Here is a 14,979-nt window from a genome sequence, read left to right on the forward strand (position 1 = left end):
TTCTACCGGGCTTGTGGGGGGAAACTTTCCTCCAAGGCAGACCTATCCCACATTCCCTTATCGGCTGCGGCTTCATAAGTACTCTGCAAAAAATCAAACAGCTCCTCATCAGGGGAGCGTGAAGCTCTCACCGCATCATAGGGCAGCAAGAACTCACCCAGATCTTTGGAATAGTAAGCTGAGGCGGGCGCGACCCTTGCTTCGGGAAATCCTTGGGGCTCAGGGTAAGTATATGAATAGAAGCAAGCACCATCTACACCACCGCCACCAGGCCAAAAACCGACACTGCTAACTTCATGGGAGTAGGCTTCCCTGGCCACCCAGTCGGGAAAGTGTGGAACGCCTCCAGGGTGCGGAGGCGCCTCCCTGCCAGAAAAACGGGTAAGTGCTAAATCAAAACTTCCCCAAAAAAAATGAATTGGGCTGCACTTGCCAATAAAGCGACTGCGAAACTCAGTGAAAACCCGATGAATTTGCACCAACGCCTGCCATAGTTGTTGAGCATATTCAGGATCATACTCGTAGTTATCCTGATCCCTCTCAAAGGGTATCGCGTCCGCCACTTCGGATGGCATAGTGTTAATCTCAACCGGTATACCTAGCTGCTTGAGTGCAGCCATCACTTCCCAGTAGAAATCAGAAACTGTGCGGGACTCCAAAGGTAATACCCATTCTCCCCCCTCAGTGGTCAATAGCTTCAACACGTGATGATAGAAATCAAAGCCAATAGAAAACGACCGCCCTCCATAAGGGATAAGAGATGTCTCCAGCCCTCTGGCGGTAATATATAAAGGAACATGCCAGGAGTGATTGATCCAAGGGGTTTGTACCAGGCGAATCTTGCCAATAACTTGCATCCACATATGCAGGGTGGCAATCGTATTTACCGACTCAGCGTAGGGTAACTCTGGCCAGTCTTTACTCTCAGACCGATTCTTTAAGTTGCTCACTATACGTGCTCCATCTATCCTTTGACTCGCTCGATACCTAGTGCCTTCTGTTAACCGCCAAGCTTAGACCACTAAAAATACCCCGTCCGCAAAAAACTAAAAACAGATAAACAGCTCTCTTTTGATCATTGTGAAAGACTACTTTAAATTCAGACTCGACAGCCAAGCAACAAGCATTATCGAGACCCCATAGAGAACAATAATGATAAGGGTTCCGATAGTGTTGATTTTTGTTAGCGTTCCTGACTTGTCAGACAACCAAATATTAAAAGCTCTAGTGATCAGCGGCATCGCCACCCAAGTAAGCGACGCAACAATTAATAAGTTGATAAAGAAGTTAGTCGTCGCAAAGGGCCAACTCTCTACCAAAGGTAGCAACCACATCGTAATAACCATAACTATCGGATATAACATCAATAAAATGAGCATGGCCATTTTCCACTGCGAGGGCGCGGTGTCTTGAGCTAGGCCACGAGCCCGAGAAAACCAATCCTCAAAGCCATGCCCTATCCGCTTTATTTTTACATCTTCAAAAAACCCTTCACCACGTTTTACCAATCGCTTATGTTCATCAGAATTAAGCCAGTTATCTAAATGCTTATTGGAGTCAAATCGAAATATTGCAACCCACTCCTCTTGAACCCCCTTTATTGGCTTAGTTAGACCAGCACCCAAGAAGCCTGGATATTTTTTAAGTGCTTTATCAATTTCTTTCTGCCACTGCATATATTCACGAAAAAATTCAGGCTTCACTTTTTTGGATGTCACAATCGTTACGGGCACTGTTAGTTGATCTGCACCAGCGATAACTTGAGATACTACTTCAACCGAGAATTTCTTCTCTAAAAAAGCAATTAGATCTTTAAGTAAGTTATTTCCAAGAAACGTTTCAAGGTGAGCAACCGTATCAAATTGAAATATTTGCACCCACTCATTTTGGATATTAGAAACGGGCTCTAACAAATTCACCTCGAGCAGCCCATCACAACCTAGCGCAACATCCACCAGCTTCTGATGCCATGATCGATACTCATCCCCCAGGTACTTTGGCACCTCCTGAGACAATACGAGACAAGCACTGGAACCTTCTTCCATTATCTGGCAGCAGCCTCCGGCGGATGAACTAGAGATCAAAGTATTATGCAAGCAGAATGTACTTGTGCTCATTTTTGCGAACGAATGCTTTTGCTGAAAACTATCGCAACAAACAAACTTAGACGAAATGTCAGGACTGACATCAAGGGTAGCATTTGGGAAGTAACGCTCCGTACGAATGACGGAGCGGTCTGCAGAAGTGTCGCCTATTTGGGTGACACTTCCGCTAGAAAAATAAATGCGCGAGCAATCAGCCAGTCAGGCTTTCACTAACAACCAGTACTTTGCCGTCACGCCCGCCTGCCGCAGCTATTCGTACCGCTTCTTTAATTTCAGACAGAGGGTATGTGCCATGAACTGGTGCAGATAACTTACCTTCCGCTACAAGCTTTGTGATAGTGCCAAAAACTTCCTGTTGCCGCTCTGGGGATGCCGAGCCGAACCATTTGGCCAACCAGAACCCGCGCACGGTGATATCTTTAAAGATGATCATCCCCGGTGCGATAACGCAGGGTTCCCCACTAAGCGCGCCATAATTCACTAAGGTTGCGCCATTTGACAGAGCTTCGCCCATGCGAGCAGTTGCCATTCCACCAACAGCATCAATGCCTAGCTTGATCTCAGCACCACCAGTAGCCTCAGCCACTCGCTTACCCAGGTGCTCACCATCCACGAGAACCACATCAGCGCCTGCGGCCTTCATCGGCTCAATCAAAGACTCACGGCGGACAACATTGATCACTTTCAGGCCCCGCAACTTGGCCAGGGTTGTCAGATAAGACCCCACCCCGGAGTTTGCGGCATTTTGAATAACCCAATCCCCCTCCTTGAGATCTACAAATTCGCTCAACAGCAAGTAAGCCGTTGGCGGATTAATCGTTATCATGGAAAGCTGTAGGGGGTCTACATTATTCGGGAGCGGAATCAGCCCCTGGGCATTGGCCACCATATGTGTAGCCCAGGTGCCGCTTCCTACCGGCAGGAGAACGACCTGGCCAATGGCTGGCGCGGTAACATTAGGTCCATGTTTGACGACCTTGGCAACACCTTCATTGCCTCCAACCGCAGGAAGAGGAGGCAACATCCCATAATCGCCCGTCAGGGTCAGAACATCTGAAGGGTTAATTGGAGCTGCCAGCATCTCCAGCAACACCTGCCCCTCTTGAAGTTCAGGGGTATCAAAGGACACCGCCTCAATAACATCCTGCGGCACTGGTCCGCGCTCTTGATATTCCGCCTTTAACATATCGCCGTATCCTTTTTCCGATTGATTATGAACAACGACCTTCACTCTGTACAAAATGTACCATGAACACTAGAGTTTGACGCTTATTAACAGTGGGGCCATTTAGCTTCCTCCTGATAAATCAAACCCATTTACAAATCGCCATTTGGATCTACTTATGTGTGGTTCAAGCTAGCAATTTCAAGTCAGCCGCTTGAAGATACTAAAAAGGGAGAAGGGAAGAATACACCGCGCTTGGGACCCTATGAGGCATGGATGCCGATTAGGAGCTTACAGGGATGTATTCACAGCGTGTCTCGAGTGCGATGTATTCTTCCCTTCCACCCCAGTAGTAAGCCCAATGAAGTAAATTGCAGCAGCGATAACAATAAGCAGAGAACAAGTTAAATTAAGCAGGCCGGACTAAATAACGGCACTTTTGTGTTCTACCCGATCAATTACCACCTTAAGCACCGGGTCCGCAACAGCAAGTGCAGGGTCAGGCTCTATCACAGAAGCTAGAATGGTATAATTCCTGCCCTTTATTGTTTCGAATACATGCAGTGTCTTTCCCATTGTTGACCCCCAAAATCCTGAGGCCTTGTCACCGCTCTTACCCACTGCAACCTCAACCCCCTCCTCTAAAATTGCCCAATCGATAGCCAGCGTTTCAGAATGAGCTTTATACTTTTCCCTATCAAGAAATTGAATACCCAACCGACAATTTTGCTCGCGAAAATCAAGCACCCTTTCTGTCTGCAACTCCAGCTCGTAGGGCACACTTAATTGCGATCGGAAGTTAAATTTACTTCTCCACTTTTTTGTAACATCAACAGGATACTCAACCGCTATCCATTTATATTTTCTATAGGAAACAGTTGCATATACCAGAATCAAAACCGCAACAACAACTAACACCAGCGCTGATTTAATGGTTAATCCCACACCTCTCCCCCAAATACTTTCCTTAATACGTCACAGCTACATCCCTTGAGGCCCAAGCAGAACCAAGAAAACACACAATGCAAGCCAAACTTAGCATTTCGCAGTACCCAAAAGCAGGCAAGCACATACTAAAAAGGGAGAAGGAAAGAATACACCGCGCTTGGGACCCTATGAGGCATGGATGCCGATTAGGAGCTTACAGGGATGTATTCACAGCGTGTCTCGAGTGCGGTGTATTCTTTCCTTCCACCCCAGTAGTAAGTTGCCAAATGGCGCTCTCCAACACTGCTCAAAGGACAATTATTTAAATTTATTAAAATAATCATCATGGAAAATAAAATATATAGCAAAACGTACCAGTTGGGAGTAGAGTCGTAGAGGCATCCCTAAAATAATCATTTAGATAGTTACAAGATGTATTTCAAAAAAATTACAAAAAAAATTTTAATTTTCCAGGAATTCATCCTGCCTCGCTTACAAAATATACAACCTGACCAAAGAGAACTTTTCAGTTCAGAAATTCTAGGCAAGTACAGAACACTATTATCAAAATCATATCGATTAATACCTTTAGCTTTATGCTGCTTACGTATTAATTTCCATTTAAGAAACTTCAAAAAGTCACAGCCTTTCTCAGCCACGATAATTCGTATTGCGAGCAGGACAGGAGAATAACAATGGGACTCTGCATTGACTCCAGTAATATCACGTTTATCACACAAGTAAGGGCTGCCCTTAATACTCTTGTCGGCGGTGTCGGTACCGCACTTACCTATACACAGGAGCGATACCGAACCGGGGGGCGACATGTGCTGCGAATTACAGAGGGAGTTGGTATTTTGACTGCAGCTGGCTTGAGGGCAAACAGCACCACTTTGCTACGCCGACTAATTACCAGCCGCCATGACACCAGAATTACTGAGCACCACGCTCTCGGATTTCGTCCCGACCAGTGGCTGATGGATCAGGTATGGAGCGGCTTTAAGAGCTACCTCCCACTAGTAAGCCCGGACAGAGGCTTTATGGCCAAAGTGATGAGCAGCGGCTCCAGCGGCGTTGTAATGTGGAACAATACAGTCCTGCAAACCGCCAACCTGGCCAACAACGGCACCGTGGCAATGGGGAATTGCCCAAGCTATATCACCCTGGCCCATGAATTGGTCCACGCTGACCGCTGTAATCGCGGGCGATACCTGTCGGGCAGTGCAAATTCCACTTTCCTGGCCGATGAACGCCAGGCTCCCATGGGTAGAGTGCTCCGCCAGCAAAATGCTCCCTTAACCATGGCCCGCATTGCCAATGGCGGCCTAAATATTGTTTATAACAATATAACTATCCCGAACCGCAACAACCTGATCTCAACCAGGACTAGCGGCTGGATTTGGGTAGGTGGCTCCATGGAATTGCGTGAGGAGATCGCCACTGTCGGGCTCAGTGACGATGACGGTAATGTACCTACTGACCCGCTAGCCATTAGCGAAAATATGATTCGGGCTGAACATGGCGTAGCGCAACGGATGAAGTATGGCCAGATCAGAAACCTGAACTAATCTCGCACATATGGGCCCCGCAAGCACCAAAACCTGAGGCCGCTCCACCAAAGCAAACTGACAGATATGATCTGTGTACCTACTGCTAGCAGTATTAACTTATGAGATATCGCTAGCAGCAGGTTTCTTGCCTTCCCCGCTTTGCATATTGCATCCGACCACAGCATGTCGTTATGCTTTGGCGGCTAGAATCACACCTTCCCTTTGTCTGGAAGGTACACAGAACACCTTGGTCAACATACAGCCAGATCATAACCATGATTGATTATGCCCTTGTAAAACACGTCCACATGACCGCCGCAGCGCTCAGTATCCTGCTGTTTACCATCAGAGTGGGATTGGAGTTCAGCCGCAACACCGGCTGGCGAAATGGCCCTCTGCGCTGGGTGCCACACCTCAACGACACCTTGCTGTTAGCTGCGGCTGCCGGATTGGTAATTCTCGGCAGCTGGAACCCGGGCACATCGCCCTGGCTAGGTGCGAAAGTAGCCCTGGTATTTGGCTACATTATTGCTGGCGTCTTTGCTTTGCGCCCCAACTTTTCCAAGCCAATTAGAATCACTGCCTGCGTACTTGCCTTCCTGCAAGTAGTCGCTATTTTCTATCTGGCGATGCACAAGCCCAGCTTGTAACTGGATGGCATTGAGCACTCTTGGTATCAACCTCAAACTGGTATCAACCCCAAACATCGTGCTCAATGCCTTTTATTTTAAATTTACTTCCATTGAACACCGGCTCTCGCACCCCGGAAGACAACTGACTCTCGTAATCTGCCATTACCTTAAAGGCCACACCAGACAAAAGTAAGATGGCTATAAGGTTTGCCGATGCCATAAAACCCATCGAGACATCGGCCATACGCCAAAGAAAGACAAAGTTTTCTGCACTTCCCGTATCTGCCACCCAAGCCCCAAAAAGTACGAACATCAAAAACAATAGCCGATAACATAAGATGGATGTTCGGGTATGGTAGAGGTAATAAATATTGGTTTCGCCGTAATAGTAGTTACCGATAATTGATGTAAAGGCAAAAAACATCAATGCCGTAGCAATAAAACTACTTCCCCAGGTACCCACCTCGCTCGCCAGTGCGTCTTGAACCAACTCAACCCCTTCCAAATTACCGACCATAAAGACATCTGCCACCAAGATAATTGCTGCCGTGGAAGTGCAGATAATAATGGTATCGAGAAATACCGATGCCATTTGCACGTATCCCTGCACCATTGGGTGTTTTACATCTGCAGCAGCAGCGACATTCGGCGAGGAGCCAAGTCCAGCTTCATTGGAAAACAGGCCCCGCTTGATTCCATTGGCCACCGCCGCACCAAAGGCCCCCGCCCCAGCCTCCTGAAACCCGAAGGCATTTGCCAGAATTTCCAACAGCACCCCAGGTAATTCAGCAATATTGGCGACCAACACATAGAAAGCTACCAACAAGTAACCAATTGCCATAAAAGGGACAACAATACCGGCAAAGCGCGCAATTGAACGAATACCGCCAAAAACAATAATCCCGGCAAAGAGCGCAATAAAAAAACCCACCCATAAAGGGCTTACACCCCAAGCTCCATACAATGAGGCAGCCATCGTATTTGACTGCACAGCATTAAAGGTAAATCCGTAACAAATCATGAGAAAAACTGAAAAAGTCAGGGACAGCCATTTCCACTGTGGTCCCAGCCCCTTTTCAATGTAATAGGCAGGCCCGCCGCGAAACGCCCCGGGAACATCGCCGCGCTCTTTGTAAGTTTGCGCGAGAGTATTCTCCACCAAACTGGTAGCCATCCCCAGCAAGGCCACCAGCCACATCCAAAACACCGCTCCGGGCCCGCCAGCGGTTATAGCCACAGCCACACCAGCAATATTTCCGGTGCCGATTCTCGCAGCTGCGCTAGTGGCAAATGCCTGAAATGCGGTTACTGAATTTTCATTTTCCTTATGGATACCACGAATCATGACTTTGACCATATGACCAAAGTGACGAAATTGTATAAAGCGAGTGCGAATAGAAAAGTAGAGCCCCGCCGGCAGCAATCCTAAAATCAAGATTCCAAGCCACCAAATACCACCGACGCCACCCCAGGCAAGCAGGTTTGCCCACTCGATTAGGGTAGTGAAATGATCCAGAAACCCTTGCATTGACCACTCCCAGGACAACTTATCGTTATTAAACAAATCTGTTATTTGGCTCTAAGACTAGCAGGCCAATCTACTAGTCACCTTGGAGTTAATGCTGGAAAAACAGAGCCCATCGGCTCCGTATGACAGAGCCGCATCAGTATTCTGATGCGGCCCAAAAGGAAGAAAAGTAATAGCTGACAGTCTACAGCCTCGGAAAGTAATTCCGCAGCAAGGGGCCGGACGCAAACATTGGCGCATGCTGCTTTTAGCAGAAAATCTCTCGCGCCCGGCTCGGTGACACCACCTTTCTCCCAGTCTCTTCAGCTACAGCCGCAAGAGCCTCAATCAATTGACCATTCCCTGAAGTTCGCTCTCCTCCCGGCAAGTAAAAGGTATCTTCAACTCCTGTGCGCAAATGGCCGCCCAATTCTGCAGTCTTGCGATGCACCGGCCAGATTTCCTCACGGCCGATCACTGTGCTCTGCCATAAGCTGCCGGGCTTCATATATTTTGGAATAATCTCCAGTAAATTGGGGTCGGCAGGCATACCTGAAGCCACTCCCATCACCAGGTTGTAGTTGGGCTTATCCACCATCCCTACATCCGCATACATTCCCACAGAGCGAACGATACCGATATCAAAGCACTCAAATTCCGGGCGGGTACCGGTCTCCCGACAAACTGCCAACAGCTCCTCTACCTTATCAACCGGGTTATCAAATACCATGGGTGGCCAAGCCCAGGTGCCGTTGGATCGCGCCTTTAAATAGTTCAGGCTTCCCGCATTACAGGCGGCAATTTCCGGCTTACCGGCACGCACACAACTCAAGGGGCCTTGCTGATCCCGTCCGATAGTGCCAGTTGAAAAATTTAGAATAACGCCAGGGCATTTATCGCGAATTGCATCGGCAATTTCCAAGGCTATTTGCGGGTCCCAGGTGGGTAAATGGCCTTTATTTTCCTCTTGCGCGCGGAAATGAACATGCATAACGGAAGCCCCCGCATCGTAGGCTTCACGGGCGGATTCCGCCATTTCCTTGGGGGTTACCGGGACCGGGTGCTGCTGGGGGTTGGTAAGCACTCCGGTTAGGGCGCAAGTAATCACCACTTCATCAGACATCGCTGGCTCTCCTGAATTATCTTTGTTAAGGCCGCTGTTTACAGGGCTATCCAGCGTGTGCGCGTCGCTCCGACAACACCAACTGATCGTAAAAGGACCAGAGCGAGTGGAAGAGCTGATTCTGGATAGTGCATCGACAAAATACAGCACCAAGCGCTTGCTTGGTTATACGAGACTATCATAGGGCCCCCGCCAAGGCACCTTGTTTCCCCGGATTCATCTCGGCAGAATGCGAAAAAACCCAATAAGGAAGTAAGTACCTCATGAGCGAGACTATCACTCCAACCATCGCCCCTTACGGCAGCTGGAAATCTGCAATCAACGCAGAACTTCTCGTGGAGGGCAGCGTTCGCCTGGCAGAAGCCTATTTAGTAGATGGCCGCTATTACTGGCTGGAGTCCCGCCCGTCTGAAAAAGGCAGGAATGTACTGGTGCAGCATTGTCCAAAAAATGGGCGCAGAGATCTCACCCCCGCCCCTATCGCCGTGCGCACCAAAGCCCATGAATATGGAGGCGGCAGTTATCTTGTTTACGGTGACACCGCCTATTTCGTACTGGCAGAAGATCAGCGCATTTATCGCATGAAGCTCGACAATGCGATCCCCGAAGCAATCACCGCAGAAAATAGCTCCCGCTACGCCGATCTGATTATCGATCCCCTGAGAAATCGATTAATTTGTGTCGAGGAAGATACCAGTGGCCACCAGCAGGGCGAGGAACCCCGTGCGCGCATTATCGCGGTAGACCTAAACAACCCACTGGCTAATCCACCGACAATCCTTCAAGAAGGCGCAGACTTTTATTCGAACCCAACCCTGAATTCGGCCGGTGATCGACTCGCATTTCTGCGCTGGCACCACCCTAACCTCCCCTGGGACGCGACAGAACTTTGTATCGCCAAACTCGATCAGGTGGGGGATATCGGTGAAGTCACCCAAGTAGCCGGCGGTGAGAATGAATCCGTCTTTCAGCCCCAGTGGTCTCCTGAGGGCGAACTCTGCTATGTCTCTGATCGCAACAACTGGTGGAACCTATATAGGCTGGGACAAAGCGAACCCTTGTGGAAAAAAGAAGCAGAATTCGCCACACCACAGTGGGTATTTGGAATGTCCACTTACGGCTTTATTAGCCCCACGGAAATCCTCTGTACTTACACCCAGAATGGCACTTGGCACCTTGGAAAGGTCGACATAAAAAGCGGAGAGCATCAAACTCTTCCCCAGCCTTATTGTGATATCGAAAGCCTGCACTGTGAAAATGGCAGCGGGGTGATGATTGCCGCAGGTGCAGAGAGTTTTCCCGCTGTTATTAGCTTTAACCAAAAGACGGGTAAAACGGAACAGATTGCCAGTAGCAATAGCAGCTCGCTGCCAACCGATTTGTTCTCCATCGCTCAAGCCGTCACTTTCCAAGTGGATAATCGCGCCGTACACGGGTTTTATTACCCACCCCACAACCCCAACTTCCAAGCACCTAGTGGCGATAAGCCACCGCTGATTGTATTTAGTCATGGAGGCCCCACCGGCGCTACATCAGCGGGCCTCAGCCTGAAAGTTCAATACTGGACAAGCCGGGGATTTGCCATTCTGGACGTAAACTACTCCGGCAGTACCGGCTATGGCCGCAAGTATCGGGACCGCCTCGCCGATAAATGGGGCATCTATGACGTGGAAGATGTCTGCGCCGGTGCAGAATACCTGGTAGAAGATGGGCTCGCCGACCCCAATCGCCTGCTGATCAAAGGTGGTAGTGCCGGCGGTTACACAGTGCTGGCAGCGTTGACCTACCACGATACCTTTAAAGCAGGTGCCAGCCATTATGGAATCGGGGAGTTGAGCAGCCTCGCCAAAGACACCCACAAGTTTGAGTCCCGCTACCTGGATAAACTGGTAGGGCCCTGGCCTTCCGCAGAAAAAGTCTACCTTCAGCGCTCCCCCATTAACGATGTTGAAAAGCTGAATTGCCCTGTGATTTTCTTCCAGGGCATGGAGGACAAGGTAGTACCACCCACCCAAGCCGAAACCATGGTGGATGCCCTTAGGGAGCGCGGTATTCCGGTGTCTTATATTACATTTGCCAATGAAGGGCATGGGTTCCGCAGTGGCGACAGTATCAAGTTGGCCCTGGAGGGAGAGCTGGAATTCTACAGCCGCATATTTAATTTCCCGCTCGCGGAACCCAGCCCGGGAATTACCATCGAAAACCTATAATTAAATAATGTTGCATTAAAAAGAGTTTAAAAAAATACTATGGGAAGATGGAGACCGCCGCGTCCACGCGGCTCCCGCTACATCACCGCAGAGGGCGCGCAGCGTATGCGCGCCGAAGTTAAGCACCTCTGGGAGGAGGAGCGCCCCCGGGTAACCCAGGCAGTTAGCGACGCCGCCAAGCTGGGAGATCGCTCGGAAAACGCAGACTATATCTACGGTAAAAAAAGACTGCGGGAAATCGACAGCCGCGTGCGCTTTCTAACCAAGCGCCTGGAAGAGATCACTGTTGTAGATCGAATACCAGACGATAAGGAAAAGGTTTTTTTTGGGGCCTGGGTAACGCTTGAAGATGATGAGGGAGAGAGCGTTTGCTACCGCATTGTAGGACCCGATGAATTCGATGTAAAAGCAGGCTTGATATCTATGGACTCCCCCGTTGCCCGTGCCTTATTAGGGCGCAAGCTCGATGATGAAGTGGATATCCGGCAGGGGGAAAAGTGGCAGACTTTTTATATTACTGACATTCATTACGAGGAGTAGAGATCTTGGCTTTCTCAAATACTTAGTTTGAAGGAGTCAATTTAGCAATCCCATAATTAAAAAGGCTTATTCCACAGAAATAAGCCTTCAAAACTAAACTGCAAGAACATCTTCAGAGATTATTATAATATTGAATCACACCAGCAGTGCTTCCACCAGAAAAAGCAGATTTAACCTGCTCTGAACTCATTCTAATTTTCAAATCTGCATTGTTCACATTGAGCTCAATAAACAGGCTTCTCGCTTGGAAATAGGCATCATTCCACTCGGACACCGCTTCGTTGAGGCCATTAATAACTGCTGTATAGTTTGCCCCCTCTTCATCAGAGATCGCAGTTTGAATATCACTTATCGCACCGGAAACATCACTTTCAAGTGTTTGCCACTCTTGCAATACGACCTATAAATAATCTTCAACTTGCTAGGTTTCTTCTGCTAGCTGCTCAATGCTCAATGCTCTAAGACAGTATTTGTAAAGTGGATACATCATCAGTGATCAGGTCCATCTCTACCTGTTGACCCTGAATACTCTTTTGATCGGCAGCAATTTTTGCAGCAACCGCCGGCCCTATCACAAACCAGGTCAACAAGCCTTCCGGAAAAGCCACGATAGAAGCAACCGTGCCCAGAGAGATAGCAGTGGCATCGGCAATACCCAGCGCAACGATGCTGGCAGTCAGGGATTTAATATCTGCCTGTAAATTCTTGATATCCTGCTTTAGATCAGCAACTTTCTGCTCTTCAGCCTGGGAATCCTTTACAGAATTATCGAGGTAGGTTGCTTCTTATAATGAATCGCAAGCAAAAATACATTTATATTCACATTGCTGCTATCAAATCAAACCCTCTAGTTCAGTAAGTACCGATCAGAATCACTCAGTCTGGCAACTATCTCCGTCAAATGCTGCAATCAAATCCAAGGCACCCCCAACCTCTTTATATATGATTAGCTTCCGACTATAAGAACCCAGCAGCCATGAGCCGCAGGCCACCCAGTAAGTGACTTCTCTTGAGGTAACACAGAAGACACTTTGCGCATCAGATACACGCCAAAATAATCGTCCTTTGGAAAACCCTCTACTCTCGAGTCTCAAAACGCCAATATTATTCTGTTTAGCCCATTGAAGAATTTGCGCCCTGAAAAACTCGGATCTAATCGGCATTAACAAATAGGGAACCACACCCAATAGGGCCAATAAGGCCACTATTACATTGTTCCCCAGAGAGGGGCTAAACACATAGGCCAGCTTCCCCAAAGTTACCGATATTATTAATACAATAAATGGACGCATATTCACTGCCGCCAATTTCAGTTCCCTTTAGAAAGAATGGTAGATAAATATGCAGAGACAAGATTTAGCTACAGGGCGATCGAGTGATCCCGAGTTGGTTACCCGCGTTATAGCATATTGAGACTAACAGGTAGAGATTGGTCGCATTGAGGCCAAACTCGTTAGAGCTTGACCCGCAGAATGACTGCCTAACGATAGAGCAAATACACAATAAAGTACTGGAGCAATTTAGTTGCTCTCGATTAAACCCAGCATTTCTTTTGCAACCAGCGCAGACGAAGGTAAAAACATTGTAGAAACAATACGCTGATCGGATATGACATCATGCTTATCTGCAACATTATCCTTATTAATAATAATGGCTCCATTCTCTCGAAGGCGCTCCTCTACCAAGAACGGTAATAAAGTACCCTGCTTAGCCCAAGACTTCTCTTTTTCTGTGGAGTCCGGGAAACCGGCAACCTTCTTACCCTTTACCATATAATGGCCATCTTTCAGCTTCACATCGGCAAACGCACCTGCCCCATGGCCACAGCTGCCCACAACTCCCCCTTTCTGGTAAATCCCACCCATAATATTAGGGAGCCTCTGAATAACTCCGTGATACCTCTGGCATGCAGAGCGGTTCACAATCAAGGCGCGGCTTCGCAGGAATGTCTAGACCTTTCAAGAAGTCGCAACGCGGAGTGTGAATCGCTCTGCAAGCCCCGAAGGGCGGGCCTTGAAGGCCACAGCTGCTGCGTTGCAGCTCTTGCCAAGGGCTACGGCCATTCGCGGCGAGCTGCGCCTAACATCTGCAGCCTTCAAGACCCGCAGAGGCATTATGGAGTTATTCAGAGGCTCCTTAGCAGCTCACGATTAGATGCCACATCAAATAAGGTTCCATAGCCTCCACCGATATAAACAGCTGCATAATTCTCTATAACTACTTGCTCAGGCTTTAGTGAACTATTAGCCCGCTCTAAAAAACCTTCATGTTTGATGGTGTAACTACTAATTCCCAGTGGATCCATCATAAACGGGACCACCCCACCTTTTGGCGAAACAAAGTCCACGTCATACCCATGGGAAACAAAAATATGGTAAGGCGGAGCGTACTCCCACAAATTATTTCTCGCATCATGCTTCTCCGGATCACCCATATCCTGAAGATTAGAAGCAACGATTAGTATCCGCTTACTCTCAGCTGCTTGTGACGGTGTAATAAAGCCCATCACAAGAATTATCATAGAGCAGATAAGGCTACAGATTTTTGCCGTTTTTCCCACGTTCAACTTCCCCATTCGAATAACTTTGATACGAAATAGATAGATTACATGAGTAACGTACAACCTTGACATAAGATCGATAGTTTGCAGGAGAAAAGCGATATAGCGAGGTCAGACTGCCCCTGAAGTAACAACGGCCAACATTTCTATAGCGCCAAGCCTACCACCACAAAGTTAACACCCTATTACCGAGCAGCCCTAATAGTTAGGGCAGTAACAACACCCCAAATCCAATTGAAAAATAACACCAGGACTGGCGTTAAGACTCCCAACTCAAATCCGGCAACACCCTTCCCAGCCATCATAGGGAAAACTACAAACAATTGAAATGCAGAGGGAAAAAAACTAAGAAGAGCTCCTTTTACAAGTAACTTTGATGACCAGAACGGAAGAATAAATAGCAGTCCCCACAAGCCACCCCAAACAATACGAGGATAAAGCCACTCAGGAGATAGAGGAGGAGCAATTGATACGCCAAAAGCGGCATTAATCCCCAACTGGCCAAATAGCCACACCGCAATACTGTTTGCCAAAGCACCGAGACTTCCGGCTGCGAAGAATATCAGTAGGTTTTTCATCTCCCTCTCCTAGAGTTGTAGGAACACTGCAATATTTATTCGCGAATCACACCACAATATAGAAGAACCATCGTCACTCAAC

At 48.1% G+C, this 14,979-nt stretch carries 15 protein-coding genes; 4 read left to right on the top strand and 11 right to left on the bottom strand.

Annotated features, from left to right (window positions below):
• Positions 1–2: 2 nt before the first annotated feature.
• The 4 genes from ACJJIZ_RS15990 to ACJJIZ_RS16005 form a co-directional block, all read right to left on the bottom strand.
• Positions 3–950: a DUF5996 family protein gene (locus ACJJIZ_RS15990; RefSeq protein WP_444914089.1), complete on the bottom strand. Its 948-nt coding sequence runs from the start codon at positions 948–950 to the stop codon at positions 3–5.
• A gap of 138 nt (positions 951–1,088) precedes the next feature.
• On the bottom strand, positions 1,089–2,045 hold the full coding sequence (locus ACJJIZ_RS15995) for an antibiotic biosynthesis monooxygenase (RefSeq protein ID WP_444914090.1): 957 nt from the start codon (positions 2,043–2,045) through the stop codon (positions 1,089–1,091).
• Between the two features lie 250 nt (positions 2,046–2,295).
• Positions 2,296–3,291, bottom strand: a complete 996-nt coding sequence (locus ACJJIZ_RS16000; protein WP_413662400.1) for a zinc-dependent alcohol dehydrogenase family protein — start codon at positions 3,289–3,291, stop codon at positions 2,296–2,298.
• A gap of 402 nt (positions 3,292–3,693) precedes the next feature.
• Positions 3,694–4,215, bottom strand: coding sequence for a hypothetical protein (locus ACJJIZ_RS16005; protein WP_444914091.1), 522 nt, complete (start codon positions 4,213–4,215; stop codon positions 3,694–3,696).
• Positions 4,216–4,892: 677 nt separating this feature from the next.
• On the opposite strand from ACJJIZ_RS16005, the gene ACJJIZ_RS16010 reads away from it, so the two are divergent.
• Entirely contained in the window at positions 4,893–5,765 is an 873-nt protein-coding gene (locus tag ACJJIZ_RS16010; protein WP_444914092.1) for a M91 family zinc metallopeptidase, read from the top strand.
• Between the two features lie 257 nt (positions 5,766–6,022).
• Positions 6,023–6,397: a SirB2 family protein gene (locus ACJJIZ_RS16015; RefSeq protein ID WP_444914093.1), complete on the top strand. Its 375-nt coding sequence runs from the start codon at positions 6,023–6,025 to the stop codon at positions 6,395–6,397.
• A gap of 43 nt (positions 6,398–6,440) precedes the next feature.
• Here the strand turns inward: ACJJIZ_RS16015 and ACJJIZ_RS16020 are convergent, their stop codons facing one another.
• Positions 6,441–7,907 carry an alanine/glycine:cation symporter family protein gene (locus ACJJIZ_RS16020; RefSeq protein WP_444914094.1) on the bottom strand — a complete coding sequence of 489 codons (1,467 nt, stop codon included), beginning with the start codon at positions 7,905–7,907 and terminating at the stop codon, positions 6,441–6,443.
• A 247-nt stretch (positions 7,908–8,154) separates the two neighbouring features.
• Positions 8,155–9,009, bottom strand: a complete 855-nt coding sequence (locus ACJJIZ_RS16025; protein WP_444893532.1) for a beta-keto acid cleavage family enzyme — start codon at positions 9,007–9,009, stop codon at positions 8,155–8,157.
• 263 nt (positions 9,010–9,272) lie between these two features.
• On the opposite strand from ACJJIZ_RS16025, the gene ACJJIZ_RS16030 reads away from it, so the two are divergent.
• Positions 9,273–11,219, top strand: coding sequence for a S9 family peptidase (locus ACJJIZ_RS16030; protein WP_444914095.1), 1,947 nt, complete (start codon positions 9,273–9,275; stop codon positions 11,217–11,219).
• 39 nt (positions 11,220–11,258) lie between these two features.
• Positions 11,259–11,759 carry a transcription elongation factor GreB gene (gene greB / locus ACJJIZ_RS16035; RefSeq protein WP_444914096.1) on the top strand — a complete coding sequence of 167 codons (501 nt, stop codon included), beginning with the start codon at positions 11,259–11,261 and terminating at the stop codon, positions 11,757–11,759.
• A 112-nt stretch (positions 11,760–11,871) separates the two neighbouring features.
• Here greB and ACJJIZ_RS16040 read toward each other — a convergent pair whose 3' ends face one another.
• The 5 genes from ACJJIZ_RS16040 to ACJJIZ_RS16060 form a co-directional block, all read right to left on the bottom strand.
• Entirely contained in the window at positions 11,872–12,153 is a 282-nt protein-coding gene (locus tag ACJJIZ_RS16040) for a hypothetical protein (RefSeq protein ID WP_444914097.1), read from the bottom strand.
• Between the two features lie 64 nt (positions 12,154–12,217).
• A complete protein-coding gene (locus ACJJIZ_RS16045; protein ID WP_444914098.1) occupies positions 12,218–12,367 on the bottom strand; it encodes a hypothetical protein in 150 nt (49 codons plus the stop codon).
• Between the two features lie 912 nt (positions 12,368–13,279).
• Positions 13,280–13,624 carry a type 1 glutamine amidotransferase family protein gene (locus ACJJIZ_RS16050; RefSeq protein ID WP_444914099.1) on the bottom strand — a complete coding sequence of 115 codons (345 nt, stop codon included), beginning with the start codon at positions 13,622–13,624 and terminating at the stop codon, positions 13,280–13,282.
• 260 nt (positions 13,625–13,884) lie between these two features.
• Positions 13,885–14,319, bottom strand: coding sequence for a type 1 glutamine amidotransferase family protein (locus tag ACJJIZ_RS16055; protein WP_444914100.1), 435 nt, complete (start codon positions 14,317–14,319; stop codon positions 13,885–13,887).
• A gap of 185 nt (positions 14,320–14,504) precedes the next feature.
• Positions 14,505–14,897 (bottom strand): hypothetical protein, encoded by a 393-nt coding sequence (locus ACJJIZ_RS16060; RefSeq protein WP_444914101.1) that lies wholly within the window; start codon positions 14,895–14,897, stop codon positions 14,505–14,507.
• Positions 14,898–14,979: the final 82 nt, after the last annotated feature.

The sequence above is a fragment of the Microbulbifer maximicatervae (SeqCode) genome (assembly GCF_052467225.1).

What these genes read in the sequence shown, in the direction of transcription:
- ACJJIZ_RS15995 (WP_444914090.1), bottom strand. Translation starts at nt 2,045, where the DNA reads ATGGAAGAAGGTTCCAGTGCTTGTCTCGTATTGTCTCAGGAGGTGCCA.
- ACJJIZ_RS16000 (WP_413662400.1), bottom strand. Translation starts at nt 3,291, where the DNA reads ATGTTAAAGGCGGAATATCAAGAGCGCGGACCAGTGCCGCAGGATGTT.
- ACJJIZ_RS16010 (WP_444914092.1), top strand. Translation starts at nt 4,893, where the DNA reads ATGGGACTCTGCATTGACTCCAGTAATATCACGTTTATCACACAAGTA.
- ACJJIZ_RS16015 (WP_444914093.1), top strand. Translation starts at nt 6,023, where the DNA reads ATGATTGATTATGCCCTTGTAAAACACGTCCACATGACCGCCGCAGCG.
- ACJJIZ_RS16020 (WP_444914094.1), bottom strand. Translation starts at nt 7,907, where the DNA reads ATGCAAGGGTTTCTGGATCATTTCACTACCCTAATCGAGTGGGCAAAC.
- ACJJIZ_RS16025 (WP_444893532.1), bottom strand. Translation starts at nt 9,009, where the DNA reads ATGTCTGATGAAGTGGTGATTACTTGCGCCCTAACCGGAGTGCTTACC.
- ACJJIZ_RS16030 (WP_444914095.1), top strand. Translation starts at nt 9,273, where the DNA reads ATGAGCGAGACTATCACTCCAACCATCGCCCCTTACGGCAGCTGGAAA.
- greB (WP_444914096.1), top strand. Translation starts at nt 11,259, where the DNA reads ATGGGAAGATGGAGACCGCCGCGTCCACGCGGCTCCCGCTACATCACC.
- ACJJIZ_RS16050 (WP_444914099.1), bottom strand. Translation starts at nt 13,624, where the DNA reads ATGGGTGGGATTTACCAGAAAGGGGGAGTTGTGGGCAGCTGTGGCCAT.
- ACJJIZ_RS16060 (WP_444914101.1), bottom strand. Translation starts at nt 14,897, where the DNA reads ATGAAAAACCTACTGATATTCTTCGCAGCCGGAAGTCTCGGTGCTTTG.